This is a genomic window from Brevibacterium sp. ACRRH (assembly GCF_022346365.1).
In the GTDB taxonomy this organism is placed as follows: Bacteria; Actinomycetota; Actinomycetes; order Actinomycetales; family Brevibacteriaceae; genus Brevibacterium; species Brevibacterium paucivorans.
In genome coordinates this window covers 33,099-55,375 of the sequence record NZ_JAKRMN010000012.1, presented here as the reverse complement: position 1 = coordinate 55,375, position 22,277 = coordinate 33,099, and the positions used below count along the sequence as shown (strand labels likewise).

Below are 22,277 nucleotides of genomic sequence, written 5' to 3'. Positions count from 1 at the left end.
TGGCGAAAGTCACGCGTAATCTTGGTTACGATCTGCCTTATTTGCGACGTTTACGATCGGGTAAACGTTTACTGTGTAATGCATGAATGTTTCACCCGAAGAGATCCGATTGGCTTTGGGCGTCAGCCCCAGCATCGATCCACGTGGAGCGATTCAGCGTCGCGTCCAGTTCCTGGTCGATTACTGTTTGACGACCGGCACGAAAGGTTTCGTGCTGGGCATTTCAGGAGGGCAGGATTCAACCCTCGCCGGTCGACTGTGCCAACTGGCCGTTGAGGAACTGCGCAGGCGCGACTACGACGCGACGTTTGTTGCGGTGCGACTGCCATACCGGGTGCAACAGGACGAGCAAGACGCGCAAGACGCGCTCGAGTTCATCGAACCGGACCGTGTGGTGACGTTCAACATCGGTGAAGCCACCGACGAAGTCTCGAAAGAGTTCACAACAGCGATGGGGCACGAGACCTCGGACTTCAACAAAGGCAATGTGAAGGCCCGTATGCGCATGATCGCCCAGTACGCGATCGCCGGTGACATGGGGCTGTTGGTCGTGGGAACCGATCACGCAGCCGAGGCGGTCACCGGCTTCTACACCAAGTTCGGTGACGGGGGTGCTGACGTGGCACCTCTTGCGGGACTGACCAAACGCCAGGGCCGAGAAATGCTCCAAGAACTGGGTTGCCCTGAGCACTTGTACTTGAAGGTGCCCACAGCTGATCTCCTGGATGACCAGCCGGCGCAGACCGATGAAAGCGCGTTGGGACTGTCGTACGAAGAGATCGACGACTACCTCGAAGGAAAACCAGTCGCAGACGACACCGCGTTTTCCATCGAGGATCGCTACCGTCGCAGCCATCACAAACGTGTCATGCCGGTGACACCTGCCGACACGTGGTGGATCCGCTGCTAGAGGTGTGAACCGGTCACCAGACCCAGCCACACACTGAGCACGCACGCGAGAACTGTTCCCACTGCGTACAACACGCCGTGAACCGGGCGTTTGCGGAGCGTGAGCTCCAACCACCCCACCATGAGCGTTGAAAACGTGGTGAAGGCTCCACAGAAGCCGGTCACGCACACGTTGAACACCGCAAGTTCGACCGTGGCTCCTGTGAGGAACCCAGTGAGGAAGCTTCCCACCACGTTGATGATGAAAACAGCCGCTGGCCACGACGATTCCAACCACCGGCTCAAGGCGGTATCGCATGCCCACCGGCACACCGCTCCCACTCCGCCAGCCACGATGACCGCGATCAGCACGACGACCTCGGCGACGGACGCAACGCCGACCCAATCAACCACCCACTGACGGCCGCGCAGGCGCCAGTCACCAGGGACACCACAGTGAGCGTGAGCCCGCCAAGCCCAGCTTGTACGGTCATGAGGGCCAACGTGGACTGCGTGGTGAGGGCGCCGCACACACCGGCTCCCAGGAAAAGTTTCACGGGTGTTGCCCACGGTGCGTGGGCATGAAACAAGAGCCCGGACAGGGTTGCGAGTATCAGGGTTCCTACGGCGTTGACCGTGATGAGGCCGGCGGTTTCACCGAACTGAAAGATCGCGACGCGAGCCCACGTGCCCAGCGCACCACCGGTGAAGACCAGAAGGGGCGATAGCAAGCGCGACACTACGAGTCGAGCGAACTTTCGAACACGACACGTTCAAATGTCGAGCGCGCCTGCACAAAGTTATGAGCCACGTTTTCGCCGTCGTTCTGGGCGCGGCTGAATTCATGCCATCCACCTTCGCGCGTGTCACCGGGTTTGACGACCAGTTCAGCGCTGTTGTGCTCATCGGGTGCCATTTCTTGCTTCACCCAGTCGCGCAGTGCTGCGCCTGTGCGGAAAAGGTCCATAAAAGCGTAGTGAGCGTCGCGGTTAATGAATGACGCGTGCTCATTCTGGGTCAGGAACGTTTCCAGCGTTCGTAGCGATTCCGTGCTGAGTGAGGCGACCTGCGACACGCGCAACTCCTGCACAAGCCCGGTGTCTTGCGGGAACAGTGAACGGATGCGGGCAGCGCTTTCTGCGTCAGGGTTCTGTGGCTCGTGTTCAACCTGGCTCAACTGCACACGGTTGGACTGTTCATACGCCTGCGTCAGCTCATCACCCAACCGGTCAATCCGCGCCTGGGTTGCCGACCATTCATGGGCCAAGCCCACAACGCCCAACGCGGTAATCACGACCAGAATGAGCCCAATAATCCACGCTACTGAGTGCAACGGGGGAATCAGGAACAGGATAAGAGCAACGACCGCGACCGCAAGGATGAGAGTCGCCGCCCACGAATTCACTAAAAAGTCTCCAAAACGCCTCACGGCTGAAAGTCTAGCTAAAAGCGTGTACGTGTTTGTGGACTTCTATACTGATTTGAGGAAAGAGCCCCTGTCAGTCATTGAGCCTGACATGAACCCTACGGAACGGAAAAACTTTCATGAGCACAATATCGGTAATCGGGTGCGGGTACTTGGGTGCTGTTCACGCGGCAGCCATGGCGTCTGTCGGACACACGGTGATCGGTGTTGATGTAGACGAAAACAAAGTGCGCGCCTTGTCGAACTTCGACGCGCCATTCTTTGAACCGGGACTCCCAGAGCTTTTGAAAAAGGGCCAGGAGTCCGGAAACCTCACGTTTACCACTGACATTGAACAAGCCAAAGAAGCGACGGTCCACTTTGTGTGCGTGGGAACCCCGCAACGGAAAGGCGAGTTCGCCGCCGACATGACATACGTGGAAGCGGCCTTTGAGTCGGTGGCCACGATTCTGAGCCCCGGCGATGTGGTCGTAGGGAAATCAACCGTTCCCGTGGGAACAGCCGCGCGTATGGAACCTGCCGTGACCGAACACGGCGCCGTTTTGGCGTGGAATCCAGAGTTCTTGCGTGAAGGACACGCCGTTGACGACACGCTCACCCCCAACCGCATCATCTACGGTGTTCCGGAAGGCGAAGCCGGTGAGAAGGCTATCGCCGCTCTTGACGAGGTGTACGCGCACAACCTCGAGACTGACACTCCGCGTCTCATCATGGACTATGCGACCGCGGAGCTGGTGAAAACCGCGGCCAACTCGTTCCTGGCCACCAAAATTTCCTTCATCAACGCCATGGCCGAACTGTGTGAAGCCGCCGGTGCAGACGTCACGGTGCTCGCCGACGCGATCGGGATGGACGACCGGATCGGACGCAAGTTCCTCAACGCCGGACTGGGCTTTGGCGGTGGGTGCTTGCCTAAGGACATTCGCGCGTTCATGGCGCGCGCCGGTGAGTTGGGCGCCGACCAGGCTGTTGCGTTCTTGCGCGAGATCGACTCGATCAACATGCGTCGTCGCGTCCGCATGGTCGACTTGGCGCGTGAACAGGTCCACGGGTCGTTCATTGGTAAGAAGATCGCCGTACTGGGTGCTGCGTTCAAACCGTACAGCGACGATGTGCGTGACTCGCCTGCCTTGGCCGTGGCAGGTCTCATTTCGCTCCAGGGTGGTTCGGTCGTGGTGACCGACCCGCAAGCGATCGAGAACGCCCGGAAACTGTTTGGCCAGCTCACGTACGCGGAAACCGCTGAAGAAGCTTTGCAGGACGCCGATGTGGTGCTCCTGTTGACCGAATGGCGCGAGTACCGTGACCTCGACCCCGTTGAGGTGGGCAAGCTAGTGAAGAACCGCGCAATCGTCGACGGACGCAACGTGTTGGACCCCGTGCAGTGGCGTGAAGCCGGCTGGTCCTACCGTGCGCTGGGTCGCCCGTGACACGCGGGATCATTGTTGATTCCACCGCCCGTTTAACACCAGAGGACTTTGAAGAGTTTTCGGCTCACTGTGTCCTACGTACGGTGGACCTCACGGTTCGCGTGGGGGAAGAAGACCGGCGCGATTCGGCCTGGACTCCCACCGAGGTGTGTTCTGCGCTTCGACGCGGTCAGCGCGTGGCGACGTCGATGCCCGAACCCGACGCGTTCGCACACGCGCTCCATGAGCTTGAAGAGGCCGGTGTTGACGACGTTCTGATTCTCACGATGTCCGGTGAGATGTCGGGCACCTTCAAGTCCGCGCGTGCCGCTGCCGCGTCGAGTAACCTTCCCGCCGAGGTGGTCGACTCTCTCACTCTTTCGGCAGGTTTGGTGGGTGCCGCGCGCGTGGCGGCGCACACCTCGGGCATGGAACTCACAGCAGCCGCCCAGGAAGTCGCCCACTGGTGCCGGACCGGCACCCGGGTCGCGTTTATTCCTGAATCCTTGGACTGGTTGCAGGCTGGCGGGCGGATTGGTGCCGCGGCCGCGCTGATTGGCAAGACCTTGTCGATCGTGCCTGTTTTGGGGTTGTCCGATGGCCGTGTGGTGACGCGGGGCAAGGTGCGAACGCGCAGCAAGGCCGTGGCAAAGTTGGCGGACTTTGTGCGGGAGTCGTGTGACGTTCTGGGTGGCGAAGCACCTGTGGATATTGTGGTGGTTCACTCGGAACAGGATGTCGATGGCGCCAACGCGGCGGTGCGTGAGCTGGTGAATGCCGTCGCCGAGGTGGTTGCTGGCCTGGGTGCGGATGCGCAGGTGAACGTGGAAACCCGGGTGGTTTCGACGGTGGTAACCGGGCATGTGGGGCCGGGAACCGTGGGTGTTTTTGTGCAGTCGCGTCCCGGTGGATAGTTCACCCGTGTAGATGGCGCCTGGTGTGTGGACGGTTAGGCGGTTTCCACAGGCGCGTGAGTACTCGGCGCGGGAGGGTGCGTGGCGTTCGTAGGGTGAGGCCATGTCAGCTTCACCAGATGATCGTTTTGCCGGCCTCGTAGGTGCGTCGAGTCGCGGGTGGAAACCCGAAGACAACCTCGACGACTTGGTGCCGGGGAACAGGCCCGTGCCCACGCGAGTAGTCATTGTGGCAGTCGCGGCGGTGGTCGTTGTCGCGGTTGTTGGGCTCATTATCTTCACCGCGCTCAAGCAGTCGCCCGGCTCTGGTGAAGCCGCTGCAGGTGCTGGAGACGCTGCGGGAGGTACAGAGGGCGGGCCGCCGGTTGCCACGGGAGTGGGGTCACCGGAGACTTCGCCGACTGGTGATGTCACGGTTCACGTCGCTGGTGAAGTGAAGAAACCGGGAGTGCTGACACTGCCTGCAGGATCAAGGATCACCGACGCCGTCCAAGCCGCCGGAGGACTGACGAAAGACGCCGACCCATCGGCGCTGAATCTGGCCCAACCGCTTAACGACGGCGAACAGATCAAAGTGCCCAAGGTGGGTGAGCCCGAGGGGTCGGGGGAGGCGCCGGGCTCGACGAGCGGCGCGTCAGGTGAGACTTCAGGCGGGTCGACAGGTGGTGGCAAGATCAACGTGAATACCGCCTCGGAAAAAGAACTCCAGGAGCTACCCGGTGTGGGGCCTGCCACCTCGGAAGCCATTGTCAAACACCGCGAAGAGAACGGCAGGTTTGAAAGCGTCGAACAGTTGGAGGACGTGCCAGGAATCGGACCGGCGATCCTGGAACGCTTAACGCCACTCGTCACGGTGTGAGATGCGCGTCATTCTGAAGTTCCCGGCCACGGTCAGGCTCGCCGTGGCAGCCGTTGCCGCATGGACGTGCGCTGTTCTGGCGCCACCGCTGTGGGTGGCTGGGGTGTGTGCCGCAGGGGCATGCGTCGCGGCAGTCGTCACCATGAGGCTGACGGAACGGGAATCCAGCGCCTCGCCCCGCACCCCAGTGCGCGCGTTGGCGTTCATGATGCTTTTCGCGTGCGGGGCAAGCGGAATCACCGTGGCCAGCGTCCACGCCCGCAACCCGCCCGGGGACATTCGAGGCGAATTCACCGTCATCACCGACCCCACATGGCTCGAATCCGGAATACACGTCGCACAACTCGCAGGACGTACGGGGGTACTCACAGCCCTGAGTCGTCAAGAACTCCCCGCGGCGGGCACGCGCATCCACATCGACGCCAACGGCACCCGCGACGGACCCCAAACCAAAGCCTTCATCGACACGTGGCACATCACCGAAACCCCCAACGCAGCTTGGCGCGTGCGAGCTTCCCTCCGCACCCACCTGCGGGACACCTCGGGACACAACCATGCAGGAGCCAGGCTCCTTCCGGGCCTCGTGGTGGGGGACACCTCGGGACTGGATGCCGCCTCGGACGCGAACATGAAAGCCATGTCGCTCACCCACATCACGGCGGTCTCTGGGTCCAATATCTCGCTGGTGGCACTCACAGTGTTAAGCCTCATGCGCCTTGCCACCAACCAGCGACTGGTCTCGGTGGGGGTCGCCGTGGCGGTGACCGCAGGGTACGTGTTCGTGGTAGGGCCCGACCCGTCCGTGATTCGCGCCGCCGGCATGGGGCTCGTAGGTGCAATCGTGTTGGTGCGCGGAACCGGACACGCGGGCATCTCGGTCATCGCAAGCACCGTGGTCATCCTGCTGGTCATGCGCCCAGAACTGTCGGTATCGGCCGGATTCATCCTCTCGGTTGCAGCAACCACGGCGCTTATGGTGATGGGTGACCCCATGACACGGATCGGAACACGCATGGGGTTACCCAGATTCGTGGCACAAGCGCTCGCGATTCCCCTCACCGCGCAAATCGGCGTGTTCCCCGTGTCAGTCGCGTTAGGGAACCCGCCCAGCGCATGGGCCGTGCTGGCGAATGCGGCGTGCGCTCCCGTGATTGCGCCGGCGACGCTTGCCGGCATGCTCGTGCTGTGTACCCAAATGGTTCCGCCTGCCAGTGGGGTGATTGCGTGGTTCGGAGCAGTGTGTTCGTGGTGGATACCTGCAGTGGCACAGTTCGCGGTCACGCTCCCGGGCGCACACAGTGCGTGGATCACCGGAGCTACCGGAATCGGACTGGCCTCGTGCGTCAGTGCCTTGAGCGCTGTGGCCGTGATTCGGCGCTCGCGCGGGTGTGCCGGCCTTGCCGTGGTCGTGCTGGTCGTGGGCAGTTGCGTCCCGCTGATCGCGACCCCTCGCTACACGCACTGGGTCGCTGCCGTGTGCGATGTGGGGCAGGGCAGCGCTACCGTACTGAAAACCGGACAGTCGTCGGCCCTCGTCGTTGACACGGGCGCCTACGACGACAAAATCGACGCCTGCCTCCGCAGCCTGAACGTCACCCACGTAGACCTGGCGCTGTCCCACCTGGATAAAGACCACGTAGGCGCCATAGAAGGAGTTTCCCGAGGTCGCACCCTGCGAACTGTGTATGTGTCACCTCCCGACGCGGCAGGGCAGGAGCTAAAAGCCCTACATTTGCCGGTAACTCCCACCCCGGTTGAAAAAGGTCATGCGTACCAGCACGGGCAGATCACGTGGTCAGTTCTGTGGCCAGGACCCACACGCAAACCCGGCTCCAACGCCACCTCGCTGGTCATTCGAGCGGAGGTGCCAACCACCTCGGGGACGGTGTCCATACTTATCCCCGGTGACGTGGGCAAGGACGAACAGCGGGTGCTGGCCCGCGACATTGAACCCGCCGACATCCTTCTGGCACCCCACCACGGGTCACGCGATCTAGACGAAAGGTTCTTCCGAGCAGTTGAGCCACGTGTGGGGGCGGTGTCCGTGGGACCCAACACGTACGGGCACCCCACAGGGCATGCGCTTAGAGCTTTTGGCCCCATTCCCGTGTTGCGCACGGATCAGTGCGGAACACTGGTCCTTGACGAAGACGGCAACTTTGCCGGTCACGAGTGCAAGACGCAGCTATGACGCTCATGGACGTTGTCAAGCTCGCGGACTCGATAGGGTAGGAGCGTGGCGAAAAAGAATCTGGTGAGCTGGCTCAAGGCGAAACCCACACCGCTTGCCGTGGTGTCGGGGTCTGAAGCTGTTTTGGTGCGCAAAACGCTGGAACGCATCAGCGCCAAGGTGGATCCCGATGTCGAGCGAGTGCGCTTGGACGCGTCGCACTATGAGCCCGGGTCACTTCTGCAAGCGTGTATGGCCAGCCTGTTTTCTGCCCAAAAGTACGTTGTTGTGGACTCGCTCGAGTCGATGAGCGACGACTTTCTGGCCGACGCTCTGTCATATGCAGGCGACGCCAACCCCGACGCTGTGGTCGTGTTCATCCACGCTGGCGGGAACCGCGGGGCGAAACTCCTCAAAGCGCTCGCAGCTCAAGGTGCGCCCACATATGATGCGTCGCCACTGAAAACAGACGCACAGAAAAGCGACTTCGCCAATGGGGAGTTTAAGCGCGCCGGGCGGTCGATTGAGCCTGACGCGTTTGCGTCGCTCATGTCGGCGCTCTCTGCAGATGTCAGTGAACTGGCGGCAGGAATCGAACAGCTCCTCACGGACACCGAGGGCACGATTGACCGCGCAACCGTGGAGCGTTACTACGCGGGGCGAATCGAGGCGTCTGGTTTCAAGGTTGCCGATGCTGCGGTTGCCGGAAAACGTGCTGAAGCCCTGGGCCTGTTGCGACACGCGTTGGAAACCGGCACGGACCCGGTCCCCTTGGTGGCCACGGTTGCCATGAAACTGCGCCAGTTGGCCAAGGTCAGCGGAATGCGGGGGAGTGCAGGTCAACTGGCCGGAGAGCTCAAAATGGCACCGTGGCAGATCGACAAGGCCAGGCGCGAACTCCGTTACTGGAGCCCCGAAGCGCTAGGCGATGCGATCATGCTCACCGCATGGGCCGATCACGCGGTCAAAGGTGGGGGACGCGATCCCGAATACGCAGTCGAACGACTCATCCTGGGTGTAGCGGAATACGCAAACCAAAAGTAGTTTCCGGAAAGCACTTGCCAATGTGGAAAGTAGTAGATATTGTGAAACTACATTCCACAACAGCCTGATGGTTGGATCACACAAGGAGAACCCCGTGGCACATGTAAACCCGGAAAACGTTAATCCAGAACAAGCGCGTGAAGCCCTCAACGTTGCGGACAGTGCGCGCAAATCATTCGACTCCGCCAATAACCTGCCATTAGCGGGACTGCTCATTTCTACTGGAGCAACAGCAACCACAGTTCCACTCTTGGTGGCCGTGAGTGAAGAGTTCCCGGTCGTTGGTTTCGTCTTCGCAATGGCTCTCTTGATCCCAGGGTTCACGGTGTACACACGCGCCCGCTCGTGGTCCAAGACTGATTCGCCCATTTTCTTTTCGGTTTTAGGTGGCCAACTGCTGGGGTTCCTGGCGGGAATCATCGGTTGGGGTGCGGGCGCACCTCCGGTTGTCTTGTACATCGGAGCTGCAATTTCGCTCGTCGCCACAACAGTGGGAATGCTGATGCTGATGAATCGGGGTAAGTAATGACGACGCACGCACTTGAACAGTTATCGCCACTGCTGTCCAACCCCACCCGCCTAGCTTTGGTCGCAGGATTAGACGGCTGCGTGAAGTCGGACTTTCAAACGATCAAGCAACAGCTATCGGTCACCGACTCCACCCTGTCAAAACACATCACCGCGCTGGAAAAAGAGGGGCTGGTGGACGTGAAGAAGGGCTTTGTGGGAAAGAAAACAAAGACCACTCTGTCGCTGAGCAAAAAAGGCCGCGAGGTGTTTGCAGCTCACATGCAGGGTCTGAAAGAGATTGCCCGAATGTCTTTCGACGAAGAAGAGTAAGACAAGGGTAGAAGGACGCTATCCAAACACAAATGTGGCCCGGTGAAAACCGGGCCACATTTTTGTCTGTGCTGAGAAGAAAGCTCTTAGAGAGCGTTGACCTTCTGAGCCAGCTTCGACTTGCGGTTAGCAGCGTTCCGCTTGTGCAGGACACCCTTGGAAACTGCCTTGTCCAGCTTGCGGGTAGCAACAGCGAAAGCAACCTGTGCTTCTTCAGCGTTGCCGGCTTCGATCTGTTCGCGGACCTTGCGGATCGCGGACTTCACTTCCGAACGCACTGCTACGTTGCGCAAACGAGCCTTTTCGTTGGTGCGGTTGCGCTTGATCTGAGACTTAATGTTTGCCAATTCAACACTCTTCTGTCGAAACGTTCATGGTCGTGAGGGCTCTTGAACCGGCTTGAAAACTGCGGGGAAACACAGAGTTCACTAACGGCTCAAGCGTGTGAACACCCGACCTAGGCGAGACACACGCCCTGGTGAACACACAGCGTACAACTCTACACTATTTACTGCACGGCATCAACGACGCGCGAAAACATGCTCATGGGCATGATGGCACCTTCGCGTCGGACATCGCGCGCGTCAATACGAATGACGCGATCTAACCGTATTTCAGAGGGTCGCTTTTGCTTGTCCCAATCGCCGGTGCCCACGTTGATGTAGCGACTTCCGTGTTCGGATTCGCGGACTTCACCAACGCCGCCGGGTATGTTGTCTTTGCTGGTGAGCATGAGCCCCAGGAGCCATTTGTTGTCGCGTCCAATAATGAGCACGGGACGGTCCTTGCCCTTCTTGTGGTTCTCTTCGTATGGCACCCAGCCCCACACGATTTCCCCTGGGTCGGCGTCGCCGTCGAGATCGGGCGAGTAGAGGGGTTTGATGGGGCCCGTGTAGTCGCCTGGGTATCCGCCGTCGGGCTGTTTTGGGAAGCGTTGTTTGGGGCGGTCACGCTTTGCCTTGCGGCTGGCGGTGTAGTCGCCGCTCTTGCGTCCCGAGGTGGGCGCCGGCTTACGCTCGGGAGCCGGTGGCTGTTCCTGTTTGGGTGGATCGGACTTTTGGCCCAGCAGATCGCTGAGGAGATCGGAGTTCTTAGGGTCGCTCAGTTGCCGAGCTGCAAACCTAATACCTGTTCGAATGCTTGACTGCACGTGTCGCCGGGCGAATGACTTAAAGTCCATGGCTTCAAGCCTACTAGGCCACCGGTTTCTTCGCAGTTGATGGACATGAGACAATGAGTAATTGGTCCACTTTCGTCAGGTGGATGTTTTCGCTGTAAAGAAAAGGACGTTTTGCATGCCCAAGGTGAGCGATTCACGATCAATTACGGTTGCCTCGACCGCGCCGGAGCAGTTGCGCAACTTTTGCATCATCGCCCACATCGACCACGGCAAATCAACACTTGCTGACCGGATGCTACAGATCACGGGTGCTGTTGAACCGCGTGATATGCGCGCCCAGTACTTGGACCGCATGGACATTGAGCGGGAACGCGGTATCACGATTAAGAGCCAGGCCGTGCGTATGCAGTGGGAAGTCGACGGAACCCCGTATGCGCTCAACATGATCGACACTCCTGGCCACGTGGACTTCACATATGAAGTGTCGCGTTCACTGGCCGCATGTGAAGGCGCGCTCCTGTTGGTGGACTCTGCGCAGGGCATTGAAGCGCAAACACTGGCCAACCTGTACTTGGCAATTGAGAACGACCTCACCATTATCCCGGTACTCAACAAAATTGACTTGCCTGCCGCCAACCCCGACAAGTACGCGCAAGAACTCGCGAACCTCATCGGCTGCGAACCAGAGGACTGTCTGCGCGTCTCCGGTAAGACCGGCGAAGGTGTTGAAGCGGTCCTTGATCGGATTGTGCAGGACATACCCGAGCCTGTTGGCGAAAAGGACGCTCCTGCACGCGCCATGATTTTCGACTCGGTCTACGACACCTACCGAGGTGTCGTGACCTATGTGCGTGTGGTGGACGGAAAGCTCGAACCACGCGAAAAGATCGAAATGATCTCCACGCACGCAACCCACGAAGTCCTCGAGATTGGGGTGTCGAGTCCTGAACCCGTGGCCTCGAATGGGCTCGGTGTGGGTGAAGTGGGGTACATCATCACGGGTGTGAAGGATGTGCGTCAGTCCAAGGTGGGTGACACGGTGACGTCTGCGCGCAAACCTGCTGACGAGCCGCTCGCTGGTTACCGTGACCCTAAACCCATGGTGTTTTCCGGTCTGTTCCCCATTGACGGATCGGATTACCCCAACCTGCGTGAAGCACTCGACAAGCTTAAACTCAACGACGCCGCGTTGACCTACGAGCCGGAAACCTCGGCAGCTTTGGGCTTTGGTTTCCGTTGCGGATTCTTGGGCCTTCTTCACCTGGAAATCGTTCGCGAACGTCTAGAACGCGAATTCGACCTCGACCTCATCTCGACTGCCCCTTCGGTGGTGTACGGCGTGACCATGGAGGACGGTTCACAGCACACCGTGACCAACCCCAGCGAGTACCCGGAAGGGAAGATTAAAGAGGTCCTTGAGCCCATGGTGCGAGCCACGATCCTCACCCCCTCGGAGTTTGTGGGTGCGGTCATGGAGCTGTGCCAGACCAAGCGTGGGCAGATGCAGGGAATGGATTACCTGTCTGAGGACCGCGTAGAGATTCGCTACCGCATGCCACTCGCGGAAATCGTGTTCGACTTCTTTGACTCGTTGAAGTCCCGCACCAAGGGGTACGCGTCCCTCGACTATGACAACGACGGCGAACAGGCATCGGCACTGGTGAAGGTGGACATTCTGCTTCACGGTGACAAAGTGGACGCATTCTCGGCGATCGTCCACAAGGACAAGGCGTACAACTACGGTGTGCTCATGGCTTCCAAGCTTAAGGACTTGATCCCGCGCCAGCAGTTCGAAGTGCCCATCCAGGCGGCAGTCGGATCGCGCATTATTGCGCGTGAGACGATCCGTGCGATTCGTAAGGACGTTCTATCCAAGTGTTACGGCGGTGACATCAGCCGTAAACGTAAGCTTCTGGAGAAGCAAAAAGAGGGTAAGAAGCGCATGAAGATGGTGGGCTCGGTTGAGGTGCCACAGGAAGCGTTCATCGCGGCTTTGAGCTCTGACGACTCCAAAGCTGAAAAGAAGAACTAAGTGCCTGCACAACCCCAGGGCGACGTTCCACCGCTCGACGGTTCGTTGCCTGACTCGGCGCTCGACTCATCTGGAACGTTAGCGGCGTACGTTCACGTTCCGTATTGCCGAGTGCGGTGCGGATACTGCGACTTCAACACGTACACGGCAACCGAGCTTGGAGAAGGGGCCAACCGCGAGGACTACCCGGACCAGATTGCTTCCGAGATCGACCTGGCGACCCGAGTATTGGGTGAATCGCGCGCGTTGAACACGGTGTTCTTTGGCGGAGGTACCCCCACGTTGTTGCCCGCGTCCGTTCTAGGGAGCGTGCTGTCGCGCCTGAAATCGGTGTTCGGGGTGGTAACCGGCGCCGAGGTGACGACCGAGGCGAACCCCGATACCTTGAGTCCGGAGTATGTGGGTGAGTTGGCTCGTTCTGGGTTCACGCGTGTGTCGGTGGGTATGCAGTCGGCAGTAGGGCACGTGTTGCAGACCTTGGATCGGACGCATGACCCGGACCGCATTCCCGAGGTCGTCGCTTGGGTCAAGGACGCCGGCCTGCAAGTGAGTCTGGACCTCATTTATGGCACACCGGGGGAGTCGTTAGACGATTGGAAACGTAGCGTCGATGTCGCACTCGCGTGCGAGCCCGACCATATTTCGGCATACTCCCTGATAGTGGAGCAGGGAACCAAAATGGGTGCTCAGGTCAGGCGAGGCGAGCTACCGATGCCCGATGAGGACGACTTGGCTGATAAATACGAATGGGCCGATTCCGCGTTTACCTCAGCCGGGCTGAACTGGTACGAGGTCTCCAACTGGTCGCGAACCGTCGACACTCGTTGCGAACACAACATGAGTTATTGGACAGGCGACGACTGGTGGGGTTTTGGGCCAGGCGCCCACTCACACATCGGTGGCGTTCGCTTTTGGAACGCAAAACACCCCCGTGCATGGGCAGGCCGGCTGGCACACGGGCATTCCCCAGCAGTTGGCCGAGAAGTGTTAGACGCTCCTACCCGGGAAGTCGAAAGGATTCTGCTGTTAGCGCGTGTGCGCGACGGTCTGACGCTCGATTCCTTACCGAACGCTGCTCACAGCCTCATTGAACGGTTCGTGCGCATGGGGTACTTGCACGATGACAGCACCTATTTTTCGCCCACGCTTTCCGGTCGCCTCATGGTTGATTACATGGTGCGTGAACTCGTAGAGACGTTAGATACGTAAAGCGCCTGTACACCCTAAACGGTGTACAGGCGCTGAATCTGCAATACCTATTGCTTACTTGAAGATCGGGATGGCTACAGGAATCTTGTAGCCCTGGCCGTCCTTGGCTTTCAAAAGTGCCAGGAGTTCAAAGACCAGTGAGCCAATGAAGATCAGCGGTGTGAGGAACCCTCCAATTGCGATGAACGACAAAATTCCAGCGACGAAGTGCGCGAGCAACACCGTGATTTGGAAGTTGAGGGACTGCGCTGCGTGGTGACGCACAAACGGTGATTCGTCCTTCTTGATCACGTACAGGATTGCAGGTCCGACTACGCAGGTGAGGATTCCCAAGATGTGTACTAGGAGTCCCATGGTGCGGTCGTCATTGCTGGAGTTCCAGTAGGATTCGGATCCTGGTCCGTATGCGTTTTCGGGTAGCTCGGCATCCGCGGGCTGAGCCTGTGGGTATGGCTGACCCTGCTCGGTGTTCCCGTATGGCTGGCTCTGCCCAGTGTTTCCGTACTGCGGCGCACTCTGGTTCGCGCTCTCGTATGTGGGCTGTTCGTACTTTGGCTGTTGTTTTGGCTCGCCGTACGCGTCGCCATTAGCAGGAGCGTCTGCCGACTTGGGAGCTTCAGGAGCCTTTGGCGCCTCGGCGTTGGGGTTGTTGGAGGCAGGCGATGACCCGAAACCTCCTGTTGGGTTCGAACCGAAGCTCGGTGGGCCGTCAGATCCGTGGGGATTCGTCATTTTTCTCCTAGAGGATGAAAACGTTCTCTATTTCAGTATCTACTTTATGTGCACGAATGTGAAGAAAGCCGTAAGGGAATCCTGCTATATGTGTAATGAATCCCCTACTGCTCAAGGGTCAACGGTGACAAAGTCGATGAGTTCTTCAACTCGACCCGACAGTGAGTGATCCAGGTCGGCGATCGTGTTCACCCGCGACAAAATGTGTGCCCACGCGCGCCCAGTGTCGCCTGGTTCGGTGTGAGGCCACCCCAGCCTGCGGCACACACCTGTTTTCCAGTCCTCCCCGCGTGGCACTGCGGGCCACTCCCGAATACCCACACACTGTGGCTTCACGGCTTGCCAAATGTCGATGAATGAGTGCCCAATCACGTGAACGACCGGACCAAACCGTTCCTGCACGCGTTGAGCGATGCGGGTTTCCTTTGACCCAGACACGATGTGGTCGGCCAGAACGCCCACGCGATGCGAAGAGTCGGGTTGGAACTGTGCCAGTTTCTCTTCGAGGTCGTCCAGCCCGCCCAGTTCTTCGACGACCACGCCTTCGATACGCAGGTCGTCGCCCCAGATTTTTTCGACGAGTTGTGCGTCGTGTTTTCCTTCGACCCAGATCCGGGAGCCGCGTGCCACGCGGGCGCGGGCGCCGGGAACGGCTACGGACCCCGAGGCGGTTCGCTGCGGGCGGGTAGGTGCAGTGGCCGTGGGGCGGGTGAGTTCGACTGGTTTGCCGTCGATCCAGAATCCTGGGCCCAGGGGGAAGCTTTGCACGTGACCGTTGCGGTCTTCGAGCCGTACTGCGAATCCGCCGGGGGCTTTTTCGATTCCCAGAATTGCGCCAACGAACCCGGTGCTCACTTCTTCAACGACCAGGCCACGTTGAGCCGGGACTTTCCGAGAGGTAGGGCGCCGGTGGGATCGTGGCCCGCCGGATAACACGTCTGATCCGTAGTTCATCACCCCATTACCCTAGAGGGCGTTTGGTTCCGCTGTCACCCCGGCGTAGAATTGGCACTCGACGACCTAGAGTGCCAGTGGAGGGGGATTCGTGAACGACGATCGGCGAAGTCGTGTCTTGCGCGCAATCGTCGAAGATTACGTTGCGACCAAGGAACCCGTGGGCTCCAAAGCGCTGGTAGAACGCCACAGCTTGGGTGTTTCACCCGCTACGATTCGCAATGACATGGCCGCGTTAGAGGCGCAGGGTCTCATCGCTCAACCGCACACGTCTGCCGGCCGGATTCCCACCGACAAGGGCTACCGCAAGTTCGTGGACACGATCGATGAGATCAAGCCACTCTCGGTTGCTGAGCGCCGAGCGATCTCGCGGATTTTGTCTCACCCCGTCGACATTGAAGACATGCTGGAGCGCACCGTGCGTTTGCTGGCCGATCTCACTTCGCAGGTCGCCGTCATCCAGTATCCGGTGCGTTCGCGCGAAAAGTTCCGCCACCTTGAACTCGTGGACTTAGGTGCCAACCGTCTGCTGGTCGTGTTCATCACCGACTCCGGCCAGGTGGACCAGCGCATCGTGGAGATGCGCACGGGCATCGACGAGTTTGAACTTAGCACCTTGCGCACCCTGTTTAACAGCGTGTTGGACGGGCGGGCGCTCGACGATGTGGCACCAGCCCTGCGGGTTCTCGACGTCCCAGCAACGCTGGCTGCCCCAGCGGCAACCGTTGCCGAGGTGGTCGCAGAGTTGGCCTCGGGACGCAGGCAAGAGCGGTTGGTGATGGCGGGAACGGCCAACCTGGCACGCTCCTCGGGCGGGATCTACGAACACGTGGCCCCGCTCCTCGAGGCGTTCGAAGAACAGGTGGTTCTGCTCAAGCTCCTCGCCCACATGAGTGCCGATGGAGTCAGTGTGAGCATCGGGCACGAAAACCCGGAGTCCCTGGCGACCACCTCGGTCATAGCAAGCAACTACGGAACTGAGGATTCCCGCGCTTCCCTGGCCGTGCTGGGACCCACCCGCATGGACTATCCCACCACGATTGCGGCCGTGCGCGCGGTTTCGCGCTACATTACGGTCATTTTGGACAAGTAGATTTTTCAACCCACTACAAGATGAGGACACACGTGAGCGATCACTACGAAACCCTGGGTGTTGCCCGCGACGCGAGTGCTGAGGAAATTAAGAAGGCCTACCGCAAGCTCGCACGTAAGTACCACCCGGACGTCAACCCCGGCCACGACGATGAGTTCAAAGCGGTCTCGGTTGCCTATGAAGTCCTGTCTGACCCGCAGAAGCGACGCAACTACGACGCCGGTGGTGGCGAATACGGCCAGCCGGGAGCGTCAGGGTTCGGTGGCTTCTCGGACCTGTTCGACGCCTTCTTTGGCGGTGGGGCAGGTGCCCAGCCAGGGCCGGCGTCACGCAAACGCCCCGGGCGCGATGCGCTGGTGGGCGTGTCGATCGACTTGAAGACCGCCGTGTTCGGTGGAACGGAAGACGTTTCGGTAGTGACCGCCAAACTGTGCGACACGTGCCACGGCGACGGAACGCGCCCCGGGACTTCGCCACAGACCTGTTCGCTGTGTAACGGACAAGGTTCCGTGCAGCGGATGACCCGCACGCTCATGGGGCAGATGGTCACCAACCAGCCATGTAACAACTGTGGTGGTTACGGAACCATCATTGCTGACCCGTGCCAGTCGTGTAACGGTGACGGTCGCGTGCGTGCTGAAGAGACCTTGTCGGTCAAGATCCCTGCCGGTGTGAAGGACGGCACTCGCATTCTGCTGTCCGGTCGCGGTGAAGTAGGACCCGGTGGGGGTCCGGCTGGCGACCTGCACCTCGAAGTGGCCATCCGCGAACACCCCGTCTTTACCCGCGACGGCGACGACCTGCGTGCCACGGTCACGATTCCGATGACCGCAGCAGCCCTGGGAACCACCATTAGTCTTGAGACGTTTGACGGTGAACGCGAACTCGAAATCGCGCCGGGAACGCAGGTGGGAACCACCGAGACCCTGGCTGGTTTGGGAGTGGGGCGTCTGCGTCGCTCGTCCCGTGGCGACCTGCTGGTGACTATCAACGTCGAAGTGCCGTCCAAGCTCGATGCCAAACAGCGCGAACTCCTGGAACAGCTTGCCACCATGCGCGGTGAAACCAACCCGGACGTCAAACTGGGCAACCACCACCGCGGACCGTTCAGCCGTCTACGCGACCGGTTTAACCTGTGACACTTCCGGTTTTTCTCACGGAGACACCCTTGGCGGGTGCCAGCGGGACCATCACGGTGGGTCCCGAGGTCGCCGGCCACGCAGTGCGCGTGCGCCGCATGGGTGCGGGAGAAGAACTCGAACTCATCGACGGCACTGGGGTGCGCCTCCGGGGGACAATCCAGGAGGGCACCTCGGATTCCCTGACGCTTAGCGTCACGGACGAGACGGAGGAACCCCAGCAACGACCTCGGCTGGTTCTTGTGCAAGCCCTAGCCAAGAACGACCGGGACATTCAAGCGATCGAAGCCGCCACCGAAGTAGGCGTGGACGCGGTGATCCCGTGGGCCGCGCAACGGAGCATTGCAGACTGGCCGGCCAAAAAGGCTCACAAAATGGCGGCCAAGTGGGCCAACGTCCTCACCGCCGCCACGCTGCAGGCCCGGCGGGCCCGCGTGCCCGAACTGGGTGAGCTCATGCGTGGAACCGCTGTTACCCAACTGGTGACCCCCACATCACGCGTGATCGTCCTGGACGAAACCGAATCCAGCGGGCTGACGGAAGCGGTGAACGACCTCGGGGAGGGGAGCACTACCCAGGGGGACATCGATGAGATCGTGGTGATCGTGGGGCCCGAAGGCGGTATCACGCCTGCCGAGGTTGACGCGCTCGTGTCGGCGGGCGCCCGGACGGCTGTTTTGGGGCCTACCATTTTGCGGGCTTCTACGGCGGGTCCTGTCGCGCTGGCGATTGTGCAGACGTTGTTGGGGCGTTGGAAGTAGCCCGGGCTAGACTGGTGATAGCTCAACGAAAGGACACACTCTGGAAACCGCACCCACTGTGCAACTGACCATTCCCGATTCGATTGACCCCGTTGCACTTCTTGGCCCGGCCGATTCCAATCTCAAAACGCTCGAACGTCTAGAGCCTTCAGTCGACATTCTGGCGCGTGACCGGGGGCTGAGAATTCGCGGGCCGCAGGAAAACGTCGATGCGGTTGTCAAAACCGTGGGGCAGCTCAAGCGGTTGGTGGCTGCAGGGCAGCAGGTGACGTCCGGCACGGTTGAGCAAGTCCACTGCATGGAACACGCAGAACCCGCGCAAGTACTTACGGACAACGTGGTGTCACACCGCGGGCGCACGGTCCGACCAAAGACGTTTGGCCAGCACGAATACGTCAACGCGATCCGTAAGCACACCATCACGTTTGGAATTGGTCCCGCGGGTACCGGAAAGACGTATTTAGCCATGGCCATGGCGGTGAATGCGCTGAGCCGAGGTGACGTCAAGCGCATCATTTTGACGCGCCCGGCCGTGGAAGCAGGGGAGAAGCTAGGGTTCTTGCCGGGGACGCTGGACGAAAAGATCGACCCGTATGTGCGCCCGTTGTACGACGCGCTTCACGACATGGTCGAACCCGAACGCATCAAAGGGTTATTAGAGTCGGGGATTATCGAAGTGGCACCGCTTGCGTACATGCGTGGGCGCACCCTTAACGACGCGTTCATTATTCTGGACGAAGCCCAGAACACCACACCTGAACAGATGAAGATGTTCCTCACACGTTTGGGCTTCCAATCACGCATGGTGGTGACCGGTGACATCAGCCAGATCGATTTGCCGGGATCGACCCCCAGCGGTCTGCGCATTGTGGCCAACATCCTCAAGGACGTCGACGACATCTGTTTCTTCAACCTCACGAGTAAAGACGTTGTCAGGCACCCGCTGGTAAGCAAGATCGTTGACGCGTATGACTCGCAGTCCGGTGGTGGGGCATGAGTATCGAACTGGGGAATGAAACCGAACACCAGGTTGACCTGGAACGGGTTCACGAGTGCGCCCGGTTCGCTCTGGACACGTTGAACGTTCACCCGGCCGTGGAGCTGTCCATCCGGTTTATCAGCGACGACGTCATGAGCGAACTCCACGACACGTGGATGGGGCTTCCCGGAACAACAGATGTCATGTCCTTTCCCATGGACGAACTCAAACCCGGACACGACGAACCGGGGGTGCTGGGTGACATTGTGATCAGCCCTTCTGTTGCAACAGAACAAGCCACCGAATCGGGTCATTCCATGAGCGATGAAATTTACCTGCTCACGGTGCACGGAATCTTGCACCTGCTGGGGTACGACCACCATGAACCAGATGAGAAAGAAGAGATGTTCGCTCTTCAACGCAAGCTTCTGCTCATGTGGTTCGCCCAGATAGAACCCGGTCGCACACACGTTCCCGAACCCACAGAAGAGTAAACCGTGGACGTCTTTATCTATTTCGCGGTAGCGGTGGTGTGCGTTCTGCTCGCATCGGTTCTTGCCGCTGCAGACTCTGCTTTCAGCGTGGTATCGCACCACGAAATCCACGACGCCGCTGAAGACGGTGCGCGCGGTGGCGAACGCGCATTGAAGATCGTGCGTGAACTGCCCACACACATCAACGTAATCACGTTTGTGCGCCAACTCTTCGAAGCCAACGCAGTGGTGTTCATCGTGTGGGGGTATGTCGAAGTCTTAGGCGCCAACTGGAAAAGCCTATTGGCAGCCGCAGTGACCGGAAGTGTTGCCATCTTCGTCATCGCAGGGGTATCTCCACGCACCATTGGTCGACGCCGGTCACTGCCCGTGGCCCTGGCGCTCGCAGGCCCAGTCGCCGGTCTGCGCACCATGCTTGGCCCGCTTGCCCGCGTCCTGGTGTGGCTGGGCAACATGCTCACCCCGGACAGGGTGTACCGCGACGGTCCCTTTGTGACACAAGAACAGCTCCGCGACCTGGTCGAACGGGCCAGCGCTGGAAACATCATCGAAGATGACGAACGCGACATGATCGAACGCATCTTCACCTTGAGCGACACACGCACGTACAAGGTCATGGTGCCGCGCACGGACGTGGTCACCATCGACACGACCGACACTTTGGGTGATTCGTTGTCCTTGTTCTTCCGCTCTGGGTTTAGTCGCATTCCGGTGGTGAACGGCGACATCGACGAAATGATTGGGGTCCTGTACCTCAAAGACGTGTCGCGCAAGCTGTACCAGGCGCCCGAAGAAGCGAACACTCATGCGGGGGAGCTCGCCCGTACTGTTCCATACGTCCCTGAAACCAAACCTGTCGCCGACCTGTTGCGCGAAATGCAACACGAAGCTACGCACGTCGCCGTTGTCATCGACGAATACGGTGGAACCGCGGGCATCATCACGATCGAAGACATCGTGGAAGAAATCGTGGGCGAGATCGCCGACGAATACGACTCCGAAGACGACGAGATCGTCGAAATCGAGCCGGGCGTGTACCGTGTGGATACACGCATGCTCATTGACGACCTCGCCGAATTCTTCGACGTCCGAATTGACGAAGACGACGTGAGCTCGGTAGGTGGGCTCTTGACCACCTTGATTGGCAAAGTGCCCATTGAAGGGTCGCGCGCAGAATGTGCGGGCTTAAGTATCGAAGCCGAACCTGGGCAGGGTCGACGCCACCGCGTCCACCATGTGATTGTGAAAAGAATTGAGGAGCCAGATGAGCCTGTTTCGTGAAGTTCCCAGTGGGTTTCGTGCTGGGTTCGCATGCTTTGTGGGCCGTCCCAATACGGGAAAGTCCACGCTGACGAATGCGCTTGTGGGAACCAAAGTGGCCATTACGTCCAACAAGCCACAGACCACCCGCCACACGATTCGCGGGGTTGTCCACCGGGATGACCACCAGCTGATCGTCGTGGACACGCCTGGGCTCCACCGACCTCGGACGCTTTTGGGGTCCCGCCTCAACGACTTGGTGGCGTCTACCCTCGCTGAAGTTGATGTGATTGGTTTTTGCCTGCCGGCCAACGAAAAAATTGGGCCGGGGGACCGGTACATCGCCGAGCAGCTGGAGATGATCGCGCGCAAGACCCCCGTGGTTGCGATCGTGACGAAAACCGACACCGTACCCAGAGGGCAGGTTGTTGAGGCGCTCACCGCTGTGAATGAGTTGGGGGACTTCGCCGAGGTCGTTCCAGTGTCCGCGGTCGACGGCTTCCAAGTGGATACGGTGGATCAGGTTTTGGCACAGTACTTGCCGGAAAGTCCGCCTCTGTACCCCGACGGTGACATCACGGACGAACCGGAGTCTGTGTTGATTGCTGAGCTCGTGCGTGAGGCTGCGTTAGAGGGAATCCGCGAAGAATTGCCCCACTCTTTGGCCGTTCAAGTTGAGGAGATGATTCAACGAGAAGACCGGCCAGAGGACAAGCCTCTTGTGGATGTACACGTCAACCTGTACGTGGAACGTGACAGTCAGAAGGCCATCATTATTGGGCGGAAAGGTGCTCGGCTCAAACAGATCGGTTCACAGGCCCGGCAGGGAATTGAAGCGCTCTTGGGAACTCCCGTGTTCTTAAGCCTCCACGTCAAGGTCGCTAAAGACTGGCAACGCGATCCCAAGGCGCTGGGGCGCTTAGGCTTTGACTTTTCGTAGGCACGGATAGACTT

At 59.7% G+C, this 22,277-nt stretch carries 24 protein-coding genes; 17 read left to right on the top strand and 7 right to left on the bottom strand.

Features of this window, described 5'->3' with window-relative positions:
* The first annotated feature begins 82 nt into the window (after positions 1 to 82).
* On the top strand, positions 83 to 910 hold the full coding sequence (gene nadE, locus MHX53_RS10870) for an ammonia-dependent NAD(+) synthetase (protein ID WP_239272714.1): 828 nt from the start codon (positions 83 to 85) through the stop codon (positions 908 to 910).
* Here the strand turns inward: nadE and MHX53_RS10865 are convergent.
* From MHX53_RS10865 to MHX53_RS10855, 3 genes are read right to left on the bottom strand one after another with little or no spacing between them, the layout of a single operon-like run.
* Positions 907 to 1,302: a CrcB family protein gene (locus MHX53_RS10865; RefSeq protein WP_239272713.1), complete on the bottom strand. Its 396-nt coding sequence runs from the start codon at positions 1,300 to 1,302 to the stop codon at positions 907 to 909. The genes nadE and MHX53_RS10865 overlap by 4 nt on opposite strands.
* Positions 1,254 to 1,628: a CrcB family protein gene (locus tag MHX53_RS10860; protein WP_239272712.1), complete on the bottom strand. Its 375-nt coding sequence runs from the start codon at positions 1,626 to 1,628 to the stop codon at positions 1,254 to 1,256. The genes MHX53_RS10865 and MHX53_RS10860 overlap by 49 nt, the downstream gene beginning before the upstream one ends.
* Complete coding sequence (locus tag MHX53_RS10855; RefSeq protein ID WP_239272711.1) at positions 1,628 to 2,317, bottom strand: hypothetical protein; 690 nt, start codon at positions 2,315 to 2,317, stop codon at positions 1,628 to 1,630. Before MHX53_RS10855 ends, MHX53_RS10860 begins: the two co-directional genes overlap by 1 nt.
* A gap of 116 nt (positions 2,318 to 2,433) precedes the next feature.
* Between MHX53_RS10855 and MHX53_RS10850 the strand changes: the two genes are divergently transcribed.
* The 7 genes from MHX53_RS10850 (at position 2,434) to MHX53_RS10820 (ending at position 9,550) form a co-directional block, all read left to right on the top strand.
* The gene (locus MHX53_RS10850) at positions 2,434 to 3,744 is read left to right on the top strand and encodes a UDP-glucose/GDP-mannose dehydrogenase family protein (RefSeq protein ID WP_102238165.1); all 1,311 of its coding nucleotides are present in this window, start codon (positions 2,434 to 2,436) and stop codon (positions 3,742 to 3,744) included.
* Positions 3,741 to 4,637: a DegV family protein gene (locus tag MHX53_RS10845; protein WP_239272710.1), complete on the top strand. Its 897-nt coding sequence runs from the start codon at positions 3,741 to 3,743 to the stop codon at positions 4,635 to 4,637. The genes MHX53_RS10850 and MHX53_RS10845 overlap by 4 nt, the downstream gene beginning before the upstream one ends.
* A gap of 103 nt (positions 4,638 to 4,740) precedes the next feature.
* Positions 4,741 to 5,496: a helix-hairpin-helix domain-containing protein gene (locus tag MHX53_RS10840; protein WP_239272709.1), complete on the top strand. Its 756-nt coding sequence runs from the start codon at positions 4,741 to 4,743 to the stop codon at positions 5,494 to 5,496.
* Between the two features lies 1 nt (position 5,497).
* Positions 5,498 to 7,687 (top strand): ComEC/Rec2 family competence protein, encoded by a 2,190-nt coding sequence (locus MHX53_RS10835; protein ID WP_239272708.1) that lies wholly within the window; start codon positions 5,498 to 5,500, stop codon positions 7,685 to 7,687.
* Between the two features lie 45 nt (positions 7,688 to 7,732).
* Positions 7,733 to 8,710 (top strand): DNA polymerase III subunit delta, encoded by a 978-nt coding sequence (gene holA, locus MHX53_RS10830; RefSeq protein WP_239272707.1) that lies wholly within the window; start codon positions 7,733 to 7,735, stop codon positions 8,708 to 8,710.
* 94 nt (positions 8,711 to 8,804) lie between these two features.
* The gene (locus tag MHX53_RS10825) at positions 8,805 to 9,236 is read left to right on the top strand and encodes a hypothetical protein (RefSeq protein WP_239272706.1); all 432 of its coding nucleotides are present in this window, start codon (positions 8,805 to 8,807) and stop codon (positions 9,234 to 9,236) included.
* Entirely contained in the window at positions 9,236 to 9,550 is a 315-nt protein-coding gene (locus tag MHX53_RS10820; protein WP_239272705.1) for a transcriptional regulator, read from the top strand. The genes MHX53_RS10825 and MHX53_RS10820 overlap by 1 nt, the downstream gene beginning before the upstream one ends.
* 86 nt (positions 9,551 to 9,636) lie before the next feature.
* Here MHX53_RS10820 and rpsT read toward each other — a convergent pair whose 3' ends face one another.
* Positions 9,637 to 9,897, bottom strand: coding sequence for a 30S ribosomal protein S20 (rpsT, locus tag MHX53_RS10815; RefSeq protein ID WP_239272704.1), 261 nt, complete (start codon positions 9,895 to 9,897; stop codon positions 9,637 to 9,639).
* Between the two features lie 161 nt (positions 9,898 to 10,058).
* The gene (locus tag MHX53_RS10810; RefSeq protein WP_239272703.1) at positions 10,059 to 10,730 is read right to left on the bottom strand and encodes a type II toxin-antitoxin system PemK/MazF family toxin; all 672 of its coding nucleotides are present in this window, start codon (positions 10,728 to 10,730) and stop codon (positions 10,059 to 10,061) included.
* Between the two features lie 115 nt (positions 10,731 to 10,845).
* Here MHX53_RS10810 and lepA point away from each other — a divergent pair, with 115 nt between their 5' ends.
* The gene (lepA, locus tag MHX53_RS10805) at positions 10,846 to 12,702 is read left to right on the top strand and encodes a translation elongation factor 4 (RefSeq protein WP_204515886.1); all 1,857 of its coding nucleotides are present in this window, start codon (positions 10,846 to 10,848) and stop codon (positions 12,700 to 12,702) included.
* Positions 12,703 to 13,911: a radical SAM family heme chaperone HemW gene (gene hemW / locus MHX53_RS10800; RefSeq protein WP_239272702.1), complete on the top strand. Its 1,209-nt coding sequence runs from the start codon at positions 12,703 to 12,705 to the stop codon at positions 13,909 to 13,911.
* Positions 13,912 to 13,965: 54 nt separating this feature from the next.
* Here the strand turns inward: hemW and MHX53_RS10795 are convergent, their stop codons facing one another.
* A complete protein-coding gene (locus MHX53_RS10795; protein ID WP_239272701.1) occupies positions 13,966 to 14,643 on the bottom strand; it encodes a DUF4870 domain-containing protein in 678 nt (225 codons plus the stop codon).
* 111 nt (positions 14,644 to 14,754) lie between these two features.
* Positions 14,755 to 15,597: a DUF3097 domain-containing protein gene (locus MHX53_RS10790; RefSeq protein WP_239272700.1), complete on the bottom strand. Its 843-nt coding sequence runs from the start codon at positions 15,595 to 15,597 to the stop codon at positions 14,755 to 14,757.
* A 91-nt stretch (positions 15,598 to 15,688) separates the two neighbouring features.
* On the opposite strand from MHX53_RS10790, the gene hrcA reads away from it, so the two are divergent.
* Genes hrcA through era form a run of 7 tightly spaced genes read left to right on the top strand, consistent with a single transcriptional unit; the run spans position 15,689 to position 22,263 of the window.
* Positions 15,689 to 16,690, top strand: coding sequence for a heat-inducible transcriptional repressor HrcA (hrcA, locus tag MHX53_RS10785; RefSeq protein WP_239272699.1), 1,002 nt, complete (start codon positions 15,689 to 15,691; stop codon positions 16,688 to 16,690).
* A gap of 32 nt (positions 16,691 to 16,722) precedes the next feature.
* The gene (gene dnaJ, locus MHX53_RS10780; protein WP_239272698.1) at positions 16,723 to 17,829 is read left to right on the top strand and encodes a molecular chaperone DnaJ; all 1,107 of its coding nucleotides are present in this window, start codon (positions 16,723 to 16,725) and stop codon (positions 17,827 to 17,829) included.
* A complete protein-coding gene (locus MHX53_RS10775) occupies positions 17,826 to 18,590 on the top strand; it encodes a 16S rRNA (uracil(1498)-N(3))-methyltransferase (RefSeq protein WP_239272697.1) in 765 nt (254 codons plus the stop codon). The genes dnaJ and MHX53_RS10775 overlap by 4 nt, the downstream gene beginning before the upstream one ends.
* 58 nt (positions 18,591 to 18,648) lie before the next feature.
* A complete protein-coding gene (locus tag MHX53_RS10770) occupies positions 18,649 to 19,587 on the top strand; it encodes a PhoH family protein (protein WP_239272696.1) in 939 nt (312 codons plus the stop codon).
* Positions 19,584 to 20,063, top strand: coding sequence for an rRNA maturation RNase YbeY (ybeY, locus tag MHX53_RS10765; RefSeq protein WP_239272695.1), 480 nt, complete (start codon positions 19,584 to 19,586; stop codon positions 20,061 to 20,063). The genes MHX53_RS10770 and ybeY overlap by 4 nt, the downstream gene beginning before the upstream one ends.
* A gap of 3 nt (positions 20,064 to 20,066) precedes the next feature.
* Complete coding sequence (locus tag MHX53_RS10760; RefSeq protein ID WP_239272694.1) at positions 20,067 to 21,344, top strand: hemolysin family protein; 1,278 nt, start codon at positions 20,067 to 20,069, stop codon at positions 21,342 to 21,344.
* Positions 21,328 to 22,263, top strand: coding sequence for a GTPase Era (era, locus tag MHX53_RS10755; protein ID WP_239272693.1), 936 nt, complete (start codon positions 21,328 to 21,330; stop codon positions 22,261 to 22,263). The genes MHX53_RS10760 and era overlap by 17 nt, the downstream gene beginning before the upstream one ends.
* Positions 22,264 to 22,277 lie beyond the last annotated feature (14 nt).